General features: G+C 64.4%; 15 protein-coding genes. 8 read left to right on the top strand and 7 right to left on the bottom strand.

What is annotated here, in order from left to right:
- Positions 1–88: 88 nt before the first annotated feature.
- From qcrB to ctaE, 4 genes are all read right to left on the bottom strand, one after another.
- Entirely contained in the window at positions 89–1,759 is a 1,671-nt protein-coding gene (gene qcrB / locus AC4EEV_RS01280; protein ID WP_018761371.1) for a cytochrome bc1 complex cytochrome b subunit, read from the bottom strand.
- Positions 1,737–2,807, bottom strand: a complete 1,071-nt coding sequence (qcrA, locus tag AC4EEV_RS01275; protein ID WP_026264469.1) for a cytochrome bc1 complex Rieske iron-sulfur subunit — start codon at positions 2,805–2,807, stop codon at positions 1,737–1,739. The genes qcrB and qcrA overlap by 23 nt, the downstream gene beginning before the upstream one ends.
- Before the next feature lie 99 nt (positions 2,808–2,906).
- Complete coding sequence (gene qcrC, locus AC4EEV_RS01270) at positions 2,907–3,695, bottom strand: cytochrome bc1 complex diheme cytochrome c subunit (protein WP_018761369.1); 789 nt, start codon at positions 3,693–3,695, stop codon at positions 2,907–2,909.
- An 86-nt stretch (positions 3,696–3,781) separates the two neighbouring features.
- The gene (gene ctaE, locus AC4EEV_RS01265) at positions 3,782–4,420 is read right to left on the bottom strand and encodes an aa3-type cytochrome oxidase subunit III (RefSeq protein WP_196803315.1); all 639 of its coding nucleotides are present in this window, start codon (positions 4,418–4,420) and stop codon (positions 3,782–3,784) included.
- A 148-nt stretch (positions 4,421–4,568) separates the two neighbouring features.
- Here ctaE and trpD point away from each other — a divergent pair, with 148 nt between their 5' ends.
- Complete coding sequence (gene trpD / locus AC4EEV_RS01260) at positions 4,569–5,624, top strand: anthranilate phosphoribosyltransferase (protein WP_491329971.1); 1,056 nt, start codon at positions 4,569–4,571, stop codon at positions 5,622–5,624.
- Between the two features lie 6 nt (positions 5,625–5,630).
- On the opposite strand, the gene AC4EEV_RS01255 is transcribed toward trpD, so the two are convergent.
- Together AC4EEV_RS01255 and AC4EEV_RS01250 are read right to left on the bottom strand one after the other, a co-directional pair.
- A complete protein-coding gene (locus AC4EEV_RS01255) occupies positions 5,631–5,912 on the bottom strand; it encodes an Lrp/AsnC family transcriptional regulator (protein WP_018761366.1) in 282 nt (93 codons plus the stop codon).
- Between the two features lie 129 nt (positions 5,913–6,041).
- On the bottom strand, positions 6,042–6,443 hold the full coding sequence (locus AC4EEV_RS01250; protein WP_051083435.1) for a DUF3054 domain-containing protein: 402 nt from the start codon (positions 6,441–6,443) through the stop codon (positions 6,042–6,044).
- A 995-nt stretch (positions 6,444–7,438) separates the two neighbouring features.
- On the opposite strand from AC4EEV_RS01250, the gene AC4EEV_RS01245 reads away from it, so the two are divergent.
- The 3 genes from AC4EEV_RS01245 to AC4EEV_RS01235 are packed head-to-tail and all read left to right on the top strand — an operon-like array spanning position 7,439 to position 10,497.
- Complete coding sequence (locus tag AC4EEV_RS01245; RefSeq protein ID WP_491329970.1) at positions 7,439–8,638, top strand: type III polyketide synthase; 1,200 nt, start codon at positions 7,439–7,441, stop codon at positions 8,636–8,638.
- 22 nt (positions 8,639–8,660) lie between these two features.
- The gene (locus AC4EEV_RS01240; protein WP_491330925.1) at positions 8,661–9,347 is read left to right on the top strand and encodes a class I SAM-dependent methyltransferase; all 687 of its coding nucleotides are present in this window, start codon (positions 8,661–8,663) and stop codon (positions 9,345–9,347) included.
- Entirely contained in the window at positions 9,340–10,497 is a 1,158-nt protein-coding gene (locus AC4EEV_RS01235; protein ID WP_491329969.1) for an FAD-dependent oxidoreductase, read from the top strand. The genes AC4EEV_RS01240 and AC4EEV_RS01235 overlap by 8 nt, the downstream gene beginning before the upstream one ends.
- A 23-nt stretch (positions 10,498–10,520) precedes the next feature.
- Here AC4EEV_RS01235 and AC4EEV_RS01230 read toward each other — a convergent pair whose 3' ends face one another.
- Positions 10,521–10,931 carry a nuclear transport factor 2 family protein gene (locus tag AC4EEV_RS01230; RefSeq protein WP_018761361.1) on the bottom strand — a complete coding sequence of 137 codons (411 nt, stop codon included), beginning with the start codon at positions 10,929–10,931 and terminating at the stop codon, positions 10,521–10,523.
- Positions 10,932–10,984: 53 nt separating this feature from the next.
- Between AC4EEV_RS01230 and AC4EEV_RS01225 the strand changes: the two genes are divergently transcribed.
- From AC4EEV_RS01225 to AC4EEV_RS01210, 4 genes are all read left to right on the top strand, one after another.
- On the top strand, positions 10,985–11,665 hold the full coding sequence (locus AC4EEV_RS01225) for a peptide deformylase (RefSeq protein WP_491329968.1): 681 nt from the start codon (positions 10,985–10,987) through the stop codon (positions 11,663–11,665).
- 68 nt (positions 11,666–11,733) lie between these two features.
- Complete coding sequence (locus tag AC4EEV_RS01220; protein WP_018761359.1) at positions 11,734–12,615, top strand: putative RNA methyltransferase; 882 nt, start codon at positions 11,734–11,736, stop codon at positions 12,613–12,615.
- Positions 12,616–12,743: 128 nt separating this feature from the next.
- Complete coding sequence (locus AC4EEV_RS01215) at positions 12,744–13,217, top strand: NfeD family protein (protein ID WP_018761358.1); 474 nt, start codon at positions 12,744–12,746, stop codon at positions 13,215–13,217.
- A 22-nt stretch (positions 13,218–13,239) separates the two neighbouring features.
- Positions 13,240–14,184 (top strand): SPFH domain-containing protein, encoded by a 945-nt coding sequence (locus AC4EEV_RS01210; RefSeq protein ID WP_109044588.1) that lies wholly within the window; start codon positions 13,240–13,242, stop codon positions 14,182–14,184.
- Positions 14,185–14,380: the final 196 nt, after the last annotated feature.

The following is a 14,380-nucleotide window of genomic DNA, read 5'->3' as shown; positions in this document are numbered from 1 at the left end:
CCGGCGGTGTTCAGGGTACAGAGCCCGGACGACAAAACGAAGGGCCCGATCCGGCATGGATCGGGCCCTTCGTTACAGCTGGAGTTTCCTAGTGCGTCAGGCTCTTGGTGCCCTCTGCAGCTTCGACAGCCTCGTGGCCGTGGCCGTGTGCTGCTTCCAGCTCCGCGGGGGTTGCCGGAGCAACGCGGTCCTCGAAGAACCAGCGGGAGAGCAGCGCGCGCCGCTTTTCCTTCCGGGTGACCACGCCGTGCTCGTTCGGCACAGCCGGCTGTACCTGGGGTGATTCGAAACCAACCAGCTTGTACCGCTTGTATTCATCCAGTGGCGCGTGCACCTCGATGAACTCACCGTGCGGAAGCCGAACAATCCGGCCAGTCTCGCGGCCGTGAAGGGCGATTTCGCGGTCCTTGCGCTGCAGGGCCAAAGCCACGCGCTTGGTGACGATAAACGCGATGATCGGGCCGACGAAGAACAGTGCACGCAGCCAGTAGGTGACATCGTTCAGGGAGACACCGAAGTGGGTTGCGATGAGGTCCGAACCTGCGGCCGCCCACATGACGCAGTACCAGACGAAGCCGGCCATGCCGATGGCGGTACGGGTCGGAGCATTCCTCGGACGGTCGAGGACGTGGTGCTCACGGTCGTCCTTGGTCACCCAGCGCTCGATCCACGGGTAGGTGAACATCACGGTGAAGAGGATCCCGGCCGGTACCAGTGCAGGCAGGAGGACGTTGAACGTGAACACGTGACCAAAGAAGATCTGCTCGACGTGCCAGTTGCCAAGCGTCCCGGGCATGAGCCGGAGGGCGCCGTCAACGAACCCGATGTACCAGTCAGGCTGAGTGCCTGCGGAAACCGGGGAGGGGTCATAAGGTCCGTAGTTCCAGATGGGGTTGATGGTGAAGAACGCGGCCATCAAAGCGATCACGCCGAAGACGATGAAGAAGAATCCACCGGCCTTCGCGGCGTACACGGGTCCGAGGGGGTAGCCGACGACGTTGTTGTCGTTGCGGCCGGGGCCGGGGTACTGGGTGTGCTTGTGGACCACGACCATGAAGAGGTGCATAACGATCATCAGCAGGATGAGTGCCGGCACCAGCAGGATGTGCAGCATGTACAGGCGGCTGATGATGGCCGTGCCCGGGAATTCTCCGCCGAAGAGGAAGAACGAGATGTACGTGCCGATGACCGGAATCGACTTGATCACGCCGTCGATGATGCGCAGGCCGTTGCCGGAGAGCAGGTCGTCGGGAAGCGAGTAGCCGGTGAAGCCGGCGGCCATGGCCAGGATCAGCAGGACACAGCCGACAACCCAGTTCATCTCACGCGGGCGGCGGAACGCGCCGGTAAAGAAGACCCGGAGCATGTGCACGGCCACGGACGCCACGAACAGCAGTGCTGCCCAGTGGTGGACCTGGCGCATGAAGAGCCCGCCACGCACGTCGAACGAGATGTTCAGTGACGAGCTGTACGCCACCGACATTTCCACGCCCTTAAGGGGGACGTAGGACCCGTCGTAGTGGGTCTCCGCCATGGACGGATCGAAGAAGAACGTCAGGAAGGTTCCGGACAGCAGCAGGATGACAAAGGAGTACAGCGCCACTTCGCCGAACATGAATGACCAGTGATCGGGGAAGACCTTGCGGCCGAACTCGCGGAGGATCCCCGAACCGCCGACACGCGAGTCGACGAAGTCGGTGATCCGGCCTGTCTTGGTTTTGGCGACGAAAGCCGGCTCAGCTGTTGATGCTGCGCTCATGCGAATCACGCTCCCAGTAACTTGGTCCTACGGGTTCATGGAAGTCGCTGGTAGCGACGAGGTAGCCCTCGTCATCAACTGCGATCGGCAGCTGGGGGAGAGGACGGCTGGCGGGGCCGAAGATCACCTTGCACTCTTGCGTGAGGTCGAAGGTGGACTGGTGGCACGGGCACAGCAGGTGGTGCGTCTGCTGCTCGTAGAGAGCAACGGGGCAGCCAACGTGGGTGCAGATCTTCGAGTAGGCAACGATGCCGTTGTAACCCCACTCTTCGCGGCCCTTGGACGGGTTCAGCGAGGCGGGATCCAGGCGCATGAGCAACACAACGGACTTTGCCTTCTCGTTGAGCTTGCCTTCCTCGAGTTCGTTGAGTCCCTCGGGGATGACGTGGAACGCCGAGCCGATGGTGACATCCGAAGCCTTGATGGGGGTTCCGTCAGGGTCGCGGGTCAGGCGCTTGCGCTTGCCGTCCTGCGGAGCCCACATGGTATGTGCAAGCTTGTCGTCAGGGCGGGGTCCGAGGTCGCCGAAGATCGCGATTGCAGGAAGCGGAGCCAGGGCCACCGCACCCAGGAGGGTGTTGCGGATCAGCGGGCGGCGCTTGATGCCGGTCTCTTCCACGATGTCGTCGACGATGCGGACCGCAGCCTGGCGGTCTTCCTCGTAACGGATCGCGTGACGCTCTTCGGAGACTTCGTGATCGGGCATCAGGGCTTTGGCCCAGTGCACGATGCCGGTTCCGATACCCAACATGGCAAAGGCAGTGCCAATGCCCAGCAGGGCGTTCTGGAGCCGGATGGTGGCGATGCTGGAGTCGTCACCCAGATCGATGGCGAAGTACGCCACCAGGAAGATCAGGGTGCCAACAACAGAAATGCCAAACAGTAAGGCGACCTGCCGTTCTGCCCGCTTTGCGGCTCTCGGGTCCGTGTCAGCCAGGCGCAAACGATGCGGGGGAATCCCAGGATCCTGGAACTTCTCCACCTCATTCTGACCAGCCGTAGCTACGGTGCCCGAGTGGTTCGGACTGCCGTCACTATGGTTGCCCATAATTCGCCTCATCCTTCTCTCGTCCCGGCAGTTGCCGGGTTAGTTTCTAATTTCAAGCTGCTGACAGGGCAGCAGAAGTATTGTGTGTCCTGCGGGACGTCAGGAAGTCCTGGAGGTCAGCCAGATGGTGAAGGCGATGATGACGCCGAGACCGGCAACCCACACGAACAGGCCTTCAGCTACCGGGCCAAGGGATCCCAGGTCGGCTCCGCCCGGGGATCCGGTGGACTCGATCTGCTTCAGGAAGGTGATGATGTCCTTCTTGCCCTCGGGGGTGATGTTGGCGTCGTTGAACACCGGCATGTTCTGCGGGCCCGTGACCATGGCCTCGTAGATGTGCTTGCCGGTTACGTCGGCAAGAGCAGGAGCAAACTTGCCGCGGGTCAGCGCACCGCCGGCGGCGGCGGCGTTGTGGCACATGGCGCAGTTGGTGCGGAACAGCTCTCCACCGGCAGCAGCGTCGCCGCCGCCATTTGTCAGCTCGTCTGCAGGAATTGCCGGGCCGGCTCCCAGGGAAGCGACATAGGCTGCAAGCTGTGAGGTCTGCTGCTCGTTGAACTGGACAGGCTTCTTCATCGCCTGGGGTCCGTTCATCTGCATCGGCATGCGGCCGGTGCCAACCTGGAAGTCAACAGCTGCGGCGCCGACGCCCACCAGCGAGGGACCATCCTTGGAACCGCTGGCACCCATGCCGTGGCAGGTGGCGCAGTTCGCCGCGAAAAGCTTGCCGCCCTCTTCGACGTCGCTTGCGCTTGCCGTGGTGGTGCTCGCCTTGGCCTCGTTCATGCTGGTGGCCACGGCGTAGAGCCCACCAGTGATGAGGAGCCCCATCAGGAGCAGCGCTATTGCTGCAAGTGGGTGACGCCGCTTTTGTGAGAGTGCCTTCACGTGGTGGTTCCTTTATTCGATCCTGCGCCGGCTCCGGGAGCCGCTACCTGAAATTCTGCCTCTTGTAGAAAAAGAATCAAAGCTGGCTACTTGAGTACGTAGATGACCAGGAAGAGGCCGATCCACACGACGTCAACGAAGTGCCAGTAGTAAGAGGTGACGATTGCGGACGTTGCTTCGAAATGTCCGAACTTCTTCGCGGCGAAGGACCGGCCCATGATGAGCAGGAAGGCAATCAGGCCGCCAATGACGTGCAGGCCGTGGAAGCCGGTGGTCATGTAGAAGGCAGAGCCGTAAGCGTTGGAGGAGAGCGAGACGTGCTCGGAAACCAGCATTGCGTACTCGGTGGTCTGGCCGGCAACGAAGAACGCGCCCATCAGGAACGTCAGGGTGAACCATTCGTTCATTCCCCAGCGGGCGAACTGCAGGGCTCCGCCGGCGCGGCGGGGTTGCAGCCGTTCGGCGGCGAACACGCCCATCTGGCAAGTGAAGGAACTGGCCACGAGGACGATCGTGTTGACGAGCGCAAAGGGGAAGTTGAGCTTGGCTGTCTCTTCCGCCCACATCTGACCGCTCGTTGAGCGCAGCGTGAAGTACATGGCAAAGAGACCGGCGAAGAACATCAACTCGCTGGACAGCCACACTACGGTTCCGACAGAAACCATATTGGGGCGGTTCAGCGTGGGGTGCGCCGGGGTACTGGGGGCATGGGTCGCAGATGTCACATAGACATTATGTCTGCAAAAGTCCGTGCTGCCCAACGCAAACCGCCTTTTCGGGGGACTTTTTCTACAAAGACGCGAATTCGTCCCGAAAAGTTCCGGCCGACGTTCATATTGGTCAGCGCGCACCATCGCTCGATAGCATCAGCAGGTGACTTCACAGGCATCTGCAGCGTCCGGCAACACCTGGCCCCGGCTCATCTCGGCGCTGATCAAGGGCGCCGATCTTACGGCCGACAACACGTCGTGGGCCATGGACACCATCATGTCCGGCGAAGCGACGCCAACCCAGATCGCCGGTTTCCTCGTGGCACTCAGCGCCAAGGGGGAGACAGTGGCCGAGCTCTCCGGCCTGGTGGAAGCCATGCTGGCCCACGCCAAGCCGGTGGCAATCTCCGGGGAGAAGCTCGATATCGTCGGCACCGGTGGTGACCAACTTAACACTGTCAACATCTCGACGATGGCCGCCCTGGTAGCGGCGGGTGCCGGCGCCAAGGTCGTCAAGCACGGCAACCGGGCGGCGTCGTCGTCGTCCGGCTCTGCCGATGTGCTGGAGGCGCTCGGTGTCCGCCTTGACCTGCCTATCGACCGGGTGGCACGCAATGCGGAGGAAGCCGGCATCACGTTCTGCTTTGCCCAGGTCTTCCACCCCTCCTTCCGGCACACGGCCGTTCCCCGGCGCGAGCTGGCGATTCCCACCGCGTTCAACTTCCTGGGGCCTCTGACGAACCCCGCCAACGTACAGGCGTCGGCCGTCGGCGTTGCCAACGCAAGGATGGCGCCCCTCGTGGCCGGCGTCCTGGCGCGGCGGGGGAGCAGGGGATTGGTGTTCCGGGGGAACGACGGCCTCGACGAACTGACGACAACCGGTCCGTCGACCGTGTGGGAAATCCGCGACGGTGCCGTCAGCGAGCTCCGTTTCTCACCTGAAGACCTGGGCATCAGCCTGGCCACCGTGGAACAACTGCGCGGGGGAGACGCCACTGCAAATGCCGGTGTGGTCCGGGATGTGCTCTCCGGGAAGCCAGGTCCGGCCCGGGACGCGGTCCTGGTCAACGCGGCCGCCGGCCTGGTCGCCTTCGATCTCGACGCAAGTGGTCCGTTCCTGGCCCGTATGCAGGCGGCTTTCGTACGGGCGGCGGACTCAATCGATTCCGGTGCAGCCGCTGCGGTGCTGGACCGCTGGGTTTCGCTGTCCCGCGCCTAGGTCCGCCTACTGTTCGAAGCCAAGCGAGAATGCGGCATCCAAGTCGTGCTGCGAGTAGGCGCGGAAGGCAATATGCGTGGTGGTGTGGACCACTGCTGGCACCTTGGAGAGCTTGTCAGCGATGACGTCTGCCAGGTCCTCGTGCCTTGGCACCCTCGCCACGGCGATAAGGTCCCATTCCCCGGTGACGGAGTACACCTCGCTGATGCCCTCAATGGCCGATATTTCCTCGGCCGTCTCCGGAATGCGTGCGGCGTCAGTCTTGATCAGAACAAATGCGGTGACCACGTTTGAACCCCTTCAATCAGTTCCGCCGCGGCTAAGCCCGGCAGCTGTTTCCCTGCTGCCAGCCTATTACACGGGCGGGCATCTTCCGGATGCCTTCCAGGCTGGGGATTTCCCCGTTGAGCTGAGGCTTCACCTGCGACGCAGGCGTACCACGCCGGCAAGCAGCAGCCGGTAGCCCACCAGGAAAACTGCCAAGGCCAATGTGGCCACGATGATGAAGGGGAGGACCACGGTCTGGGCGGTGAGCGCCCGGAGGACCATTCCACCGACCAGGCTGCCAACCCATACGGGAACTCCTGCACGGAGTGCTGACAGTGGATTCCTCCATGCCCGTGCTGCCATCCAGCCGGCGGCTGCGCCGGCAAGGAATGGCCACGCTGTGAGCAAGACACCCAGGACCGGTTCTTCCCGGTGGTGGGCATCGCGTCCAATTGCCGCAAATGCCAGGATGAGGATGAGGTCAGCCGCGGCGGCAAGGATAACGGTTCGCGCCACAACTGATGGTGCAGGCTTCGTCTTGAGGGAATCCATGGCTTTCACTCTAGCTGTCCGGGGCAGCATGAGCAGCTGCCGGGCTGGTAGGCAGGGCCAGGGGAGTGGGGTGGTCAGGGTGCCTCCGGAAGGGGGTCGCCGGCAGGCGCTCGGCGCACCTTGCGGACAAGCCAGCTCGCCTCCCAGCTGAGCTGGTACCCGGCGTCACCATCCCACTCAACGAGGACGTCTGTGACTGTATATGCGATGGCGATGGCCCGCAGTGACCGGACCTTAACCGGGGCCGGCCGCAGTAGCAGGATCGGACGTCCCGGAGCCCGCTTCAGGGCTTCCCCCCGCAAATGGCTATGACACGCCTGCCCGTTCGCGGGGCAGGCTGGGCAATGTTGAAGGCAGGCAAATTCTCGCATCGGGCGTCCTGGGAAACGTAGGGGTGTGGGGCGCCGGCGCCAGCTTCATGAAAAGGGCGGCATCCGAGGAACCGCTCCACCGTGTGGCCCGCAGCAGGCCTTTGGGCTTGCCGCCCTGTGCAACAGGATAGGACCGCAAAGAGCCGCCGCACACTGGTCGCAGCTACCTATTTGCTGCAATGGGGGGTGTTGTCTCTTCGAAGCAGTTATGGGGGCATGCAGTAATGTCGGCAGGGATCGACGTCACTCCCTGCATCCGGAGAGATAGTGAACAAACCGTTATGGATCTGCACGCTGGTCGGGGCCGCTATGGGATTCAGCCTGGGCCTGGCCCTGTTTCAGAGCCCTTTCTGGGGTTGCGCCGTGGGGCTCGCGCTCGGAGGCGTGGTTGGGGCCTCCATACGCCGGCGCCACTGAACGTCCGCCAAATTCGGGAGCCGGGAGAGGGCTGCGAAGCGCTCCAGTCCAGGCTCTCCGAAAACTTTACTTTACATAATGTAGATTATCGGCGCTTTGGGAATCTCCGGGAGCGGGGCGGATCTCCAAGGCCCAATCCCGCGGATCGGCTGGTCAATCGGCTTGGGGCCCATTGTCTTTGGTGCGGCGCGCGTCAAGAATGAACCAATGACGGCCTACGTGTGTTCCCTGGAAACTGCAGTCCCGACGACCAAGCTGATCCAGTCCGAAGCCCGCGATGTCTTCGCTGCGCAGCCGGGATTGTCGCGTTTGGGCTCACGGCTGGTGAACACCTGCTTTGACGGTGCAGCCATCGAGACACGGTTTACCGCCGTAGAGGAAATGACGAACGCATCCCGCTCGGTCAACCCGCAGTTCTACGACCAGGAATCCGGACTCCTGCTGAATCCCAGCACCAGGGTCCGCAACGATATCTTTGCCCGGGAAGCCACGAAGCTCTTCATTCAGGCAGCCCGCGCTGCCCTGGCGGCCGTCCCGGATCTTGGTTTACTTGACATAACTCACCTCATCACTGTTTCATGCACTGGATTCTTCAACCCCGGCCCGGACTACAAGGTGGTCCGGGAGCTGGGGCTGAACCCGGCCGTCCAGCGGTACCACTTGGGCTTCATGGGCTGCTACGCGGCATTTCCCGCATTGCGCGCCGCAAAGTTGTTCTGCGAGGCCGATCCCAAGGCCGTCGTCCTGGTTGTCTGCGCGGAACTGTGTTCCCTGCACGTGCGCACGTCCAACGATCCCGATGCCATCATGGGTTCAGCGCTGTTCGCCGACGGAGCCGCTGCCGCCGTCGTCACGGCCCGGCCCGGAGCCCGCGACACCGCTTTGCTCGCCCTGGACCACTTCGAAACGGTCCTCACCCCTGTCGGCGAAGACTCGATGGCCTGGAACATCGGCGACAACGGGTTCGAAATGGTGCTCGGCAACTACGTGCCCCACATCATCGACGAACACATTGTGGGCGCCCTGGAGCCCCTGCTGGCACGGGAACCGGAACTGGCGGCACTCCCCTACACCTCAATCCCCCACTGGGCCATCCATCCGGGCGGCCGCAGCATCCTGGACAAGGTCGAGTCCCGGCTGGACCTCACGGAGGAGCAGCTGGTGCCCGCCCGCGAAATCCTTCGCAACTACGGGAATATGAGCAGCGCCACGGTGCTTTTCGTCCTCAAGCACATCCTGGAACAACCACTCCGGGACGGAACCGGCGGGGGTGAACGCATTTGTTCCATGGCCTTCGGCCCGGGACTCACCGTGGAAACAGGCCTGTTTACCAAGCTCCGTCAGGCCGTTGCAAGACACGGAAAGACGTCGGATGCGGCCACCGCCGAGGCAGCGGCAGTCGGCTGACCGGGTCCGGGCGATGGATTTCATGCTGGCCCGCCGCGCTGCTGCTGCCGTCGAGCAGATGGACCGCGCCGACTGTGATGCCCGGCTTTTGGACAACACCTACCGCCAGTTCGGCGTCATCAACAGAGTCTTGTCCGGTTGGCGGGGACTGTATGCGAGGGAGCTTCGGCCCATCGTTCCGCCACAGCCGCGCCCGCTGACCATCCTGGATGTCGGATGCGGCGGCGGCGACCTCGCCGTCATGCTCTCCCGCTGGGCCGCCCGGGACGGGAAGAAGATGCACATCACGGGAATCGACCCGGATCCCCGCGCCGCCCGCTTTGCCCGGCAGCGTGCTGCTGCCTCCGGTGTGGACTTCCGGCAGGCCCACAGCAGCGACCTCGTCCGCGAGAAGGCCCGGTTCGACGTCGTCATTTCCAACCATGTCCTGCACCACCTGTCTCCCGAAGAGCTCCGGCACCTGCTGGCAGATTCGGAAATCCTCGCGGAAAGGACATCGCTGCATAACGACCTCATCCGCAGCCCGGCAGCCTTCGCCCTCTTCAGCGTTGCCGCGCTGCCGTTCCGGCACTCCTTCATCCGCGAGGACGGCCTGACCTCCATCCGGCGCAGCTATAAACCCGCTGAATTGTCCGCCGCCGCTCCCCCGGGCTGGTTCGTGGAAAGGTCGTCGGCATTCCATCAAGTCCTGACGTGGCGACATGGCTGAGCTGGCTGCCGATGTTGTCATCGCCGGCGGCGGCCCTGTTGGGCTGTTCCTTGCCGGGCTCCTGCTCCAGGAGGGCGTCACCGTCAAGGTGCTGGAAAAGCGTACGTCACGGAACCAGCACACCCGGGCCATCGGTATCCACCCGCCGGCGCTGCAGGCACTTAGCCGGATCGGCGTGGTACCAACCCTCGTTCGGGAGGGTGTCCGGATCCGTGAAGGCGTCGCCCTGAGCGGGGGAAGAACAGTCGGCACCATGGCTTTCGGCACCGTGTCCGCCAACTTTCCCTTCGTCCTTGCGCTGCCCCAGTTCAGGACGGAGCAAATCCTGGCGGACCGCGTGCTGGCCTTGGACCCGAACGCCCTGGTCAGGGGCGCAACCGTTACGGGGTTCACTGACGACGGCGCCGGGGTCACCGTCGCGTTCGAGTCCCCGGATCAGCCATCGCGGGCGCCGGCCCGGGCCACGGCCGCGCTGCTGGTGGCCGCGGACGGTGCCCGTTCCCGGCTCCGGGGCGCCCTGGGCGTGGCTGCCGCCCGCAGGACGTATCAGGACCATTACCTCATGGGGGATGTCGACGACGACAGCGGACTGGGTGAAAAGGCTGCCCTCTTCCTCGAGCAGCAGGGCATCGTGGAATCGTTCCCGCTCCCGGGCGGAATCCGCCGCTGGGTGGTGCGGCTCGACTGCCCGGCCGGTTCCGCAACGGCCACCGACCTGGCCGGCCTGGTGGGCCGGCGGACCGGAATCGTTCCCGACCCGGCCACCACTTCCATGCTGAGCGCCTTCAGCGTCAGTTCGGCCATCGCCGGCCGTACTGTGGCCGGACGGGTAATCCTGCTGGGCGACGCGGCCCATGAAATCAGCCCCATCGGCGGCCAGGGCATGAACCTGGGCTGGCTTGATGCCGAAGCACTCGCCCCGTTGGTTCTCGAGGCCCTCCCCGGCGGCCCTGCGGACAGCCACTTCAGTGACTTCGAAAGGGCCCGGCGAAGGGCAGCGGTCCGTGCGCGCCGCCAGGCCGAAATCAACATGGCGCTCGGCCGGCCCCTGCCGGCTCCGTTGCTTCGAATCCGTACGGCGGCACTCGGTACTGCCGCCTCCATTCCGGCAGTCAACCGGTGGGCAGCCATGCGGTTCACCATGCAGTGAACCAGTGGTGGGCCGGGGCGTGGCTAGCGGAAATAGCAGTCGTAGCTGTCCTGGCTCACAATAAGGCCGTCTTTCACCTCAAAGACGGAGGACGTCCTGGCCCGGATGGTCTCGCCGCGATCCCAGTACCGCAGATCCATCAGCAGGGTGGCCGACCAATCGGCTTCCACGGCCACGCGGCCGCCCTCGCATGTCGTCCGACGGACCACGAACTCCTGGTCCTCCACTACCTGGCGGCTCTGGTCAGCACCGGAAAGCACGCCCTCCAGCGTCCGGGTGGATCCCTCCGGTGCCAGCAGGTGCGGCGCTTCCGTGAGGACAAATCCGTCCGAGAGGAACGGGCGGATTTCAGCGGCGCCACCCCCCGCTTCAAGGACACGGATAAACTCCAGGACACGCGCCAGCGGCGAGCCGTGCGCCAACTCATCAACCATGCAATCGACCCTAGCCGAGGTTTCCGCAGGCCGTCCCCCAGTAGGCTGTCATCATGATCCAGAGTGCTCCCCCGACGACTGCCGGACCCGACGAAATCCGTGAGGCCGTGGAGCGGATCCTGTCCACCGGTTCCCTGCCGCCGATCGTCCAGGCCGGCCACCCCGCATTGCGCCAGCAGGCCGCAGAGTTCCACGGTCAACTTTCGGCGGAGCAGCTTGGCCGCCTCATCGAGGTCATGCGCCAGGTCATGCACGAAGCCCCCGGTGTCGGCCTGGCCGCGCCCCAGCTTGGCATCCCGTTGCAACTCGCGGTCCTGGAAGACCTGTACGACGTCGACCCCGACGCCGCAGCGCTGCGGCACCGGAGCCCGCTGGAATTCCTGGCAATCCTCAACCCCCGCTACACCCCGCAAGGGTCCGGGCAGGCAGCGTTCTACGAGGGATGCCTTTCCCTCAACGGGCTGCAGGCCGTGGTGTCGCGGCCGGACACCGTGCTGCTGGACTACCTGACGCCCGACGGCGCGGCGGAGCAGCGCGTGTTTTCCGGCTGGCAGGCCCGCATCGTCCAGCACGAGACGGACCACCTCAACGGCATCCTCTATATCGACCGCGCCCAGCTCCGTTCCCTCAGCAGCAATGCGGAATATGCGGCCCACTGGGCGGAACCGGGCATCGGCAGGGCAAGCACCGGGTTGGGGTTCGACGCCGGCCCCGCGGGAATATCCCTCGGCTGACCTCGGGCGGGCCACCCTCTGCCCAGCAACGGGCAGCAGGACGGGCAGGCCACCATAAACTGGTGTCCATGCCATCCGCGGACCTCCCCCTCCTGTGCCCCGTCTGCTCGAATCCGTTGGTACTCCTCGGACCCGGCGCCGGGACGCAACCCCGGCTGGCTTGCGCTGCCGGTCACCACTTTGATGCCGCCCGGCAAGGCTACTTCAACCTGCTGGTTGGCAAGGGAACGTCGTTTGAGGCGGACAGCGCCGCCATGGTGCAGTCCCGCGTCAATTTCCTGGGGAACGGCCATTACCTGCCGCTGGCACGCGCCGTAGCTTCCGCCGTCGTCCCGTATCTCTCGGAAACAGGTGCCGCGGTGCTGGATTCCGGAACCGGAACCGGCCATTACCTCCGCGAGATCCTCGACGCCGCGGACGCTGGCGGGCGGCACGTGGCGGCCATCGGCCTGGATATATCCAAGTTTGCGCTGCGCCGCGCCGCGCGGCTCAACCCGGAAGCCATCAACATGGTCTGCGACATCTGGCAGCCCCTTCCGGTGGCCACCGGCTCGGTGGACGCTGTCACGGTGGTGTTTGCCCCGCGGAACCCGGCCGAATTCGCCCGGGTACTGCGCCCTGCCGGGGCGCTGGTGGTGGTGACTCCCCGGCCCGGCCACCTCGCGGAACTTGCCGCGGTCACCGGGATGCTCGGCATCGAAGAGGGGAAGGATGACCGCCTGGCGGAGGGCATGGCCGGCTATTTCGACCTGGACAGCTCCTCCGACGTCGACATAGCCCTCACGTTGACCCGCGCGGCCGCCGCGGACCTTGCCTTCATGGGACCGGCGGGACACCACCTGGATCCCGGGCACATCGCGGAAAGGCTGGAGAGCCGCCCCGAACCCGTGACGGCCGGCGCACGGTTCAGGCTGATGGTGTTCCGGCCCAGGAAACACGGCGCCGCGTAACGACTTGGCCACTATCCCCGGGCCGGCGCCTGCGTCCGGCGCGCTTGCCCGGTCCCCGGACTAGGATGAAAAGACAGTTGCAGGCGGGTCCGCAGACGCGGCTCCCCCGTGACGAAGGGGGAAACAGGATGTTCGAGTGGCTTGGGGAAAACTGGTGGGCGCTGTGGCTCACGGCGTTCCTGGCGTTTGCCGTGATCGAGATGATCACCCTTGACCTGTTCTTCATCATGCTCGGTGGCGGCGCTCTTGCCGCCCTGGCAGCTGACTTTGCCGGCGCCGAACCCTGGCTCCAGGTGGTGGTCTTTTGCATCGTATCCCTGCTCATGGTCGCGTTCGTGCGGCCGGTGGCACTCTCGCACCTGAAGAAGGGCCCGTCCGAGCAGCGGACCAACGTTGACCGCCTCATCGGCGAACCCGCAATCGTCATGGAGGCCGTGACCTCGGACGGCGGTTTGGTGAAAATCGGCGGCGATATTTGGAGCGCACGCTCCGCGGCGGGAGTTCTTCCCGCAGGCCAGAAAGTGGTCGTCTCGGCCATTGACGGCGCAACAGCAGTGGTTTCGGTGCCGCCGGCGGCGGCCACCGGCCCTGAAACAGCCTGACATTTGGGGGATAAGGAGTTTTATGGAAAACGCAGGCGGAACCGCCCTGGCCGTTGTGTTGGTGGTCCTGATCGTGTTCGTCATCATCGTTTTGGTCCGGTCGGTCCGGATCATCCCGCAGGCACGTGCCGGCGTCGTTGAACGCCTGGGCAAATACCAGCGGACGCTCAACCCGGGGCTGACCATCCTGATTCCTTTTGTGGACCGGCTCCTGCCGTTGCTGGACCTGCGCGAACAGGTGGTTTCCTTTCCACCGCAGCCGGTGATCACGGAAGACAACCTGGTGGTGTCCATCGACACGGTGGTCTATTTCCAGGTCACCGATCCACGCGCCGCCACCTATGAGATCGCCAACTACATCCAGGCGGTGGAGCAGCTCACCACGACAACGCTGCGCAATGTGGTGGGCGGGCTTAACCTCGAGGAGGCCCTGACTTCGCGTGACCAGATCAACGGGCAGCTCCGCGGCGTTCTTGATGAGGCAACGGGCCGCTGGGGCATCCGCGTGTCCCGGGTGGAGCTGAAGGCAATCGATCCGCCCCACTCCATCCAGGACTCGATGGAGAAGCAGATGCGTGCCGAACGCGACCGGCGCGCCGCCATTCTTACCGCCGAGGGGACCAAGCAGTCCGCCATCCTTACCGCTGAAGGACAGCGGCAGGCCGCCATCCTCAAGGCCGAGGGCGAGGCCAAAGCCGCCATCCTCCGGGCAGACGGCGAGTCGCAAGCCATCCAGAAGGTCTTCGATGCGATCCACAAGGGAAACCCGGACCAGAAGCTCCTGGCCTACCAGTACCTCCAGACGCTGCCGAAACTGGCCGAAGGCTCGGCAAACAAGCTGTGGATCATCCCCAGTGAAGTCGGTGAGGCCCTGAAGGGAATCGGAAGCGCCTTGGGAGGCAACGCACCTGAACAGGCGGCGAACGGACTGTTCGACGACGTTCCGGCCCAGCGGACCGAGCCCTAACCAGACCCTGAAACAGGGAGGGACCCGCGCCGCGGGCCCCTCCCTGTTTTGGTTCCGGCGGCAAAAAGCCCGTATAATTGTGTATTTGTCCGGCAGGATACCACCAGCTGGAACAACACAGCTTCGCAATGCGTTGAATCCAATGATGCAGCACAGTGCACACAAGAGTCCGGCGGCGCATCGTCACCACCGGCAG

This window comes from Pseudarthrobacter sp. MOO14 (genome assembly GCF_058267675.1).
The sequence above is the reverse complement of the archived record's forward strand: the minus strand, read 5'-3'. Positions and strand labels throughout refer to the sequence as shown.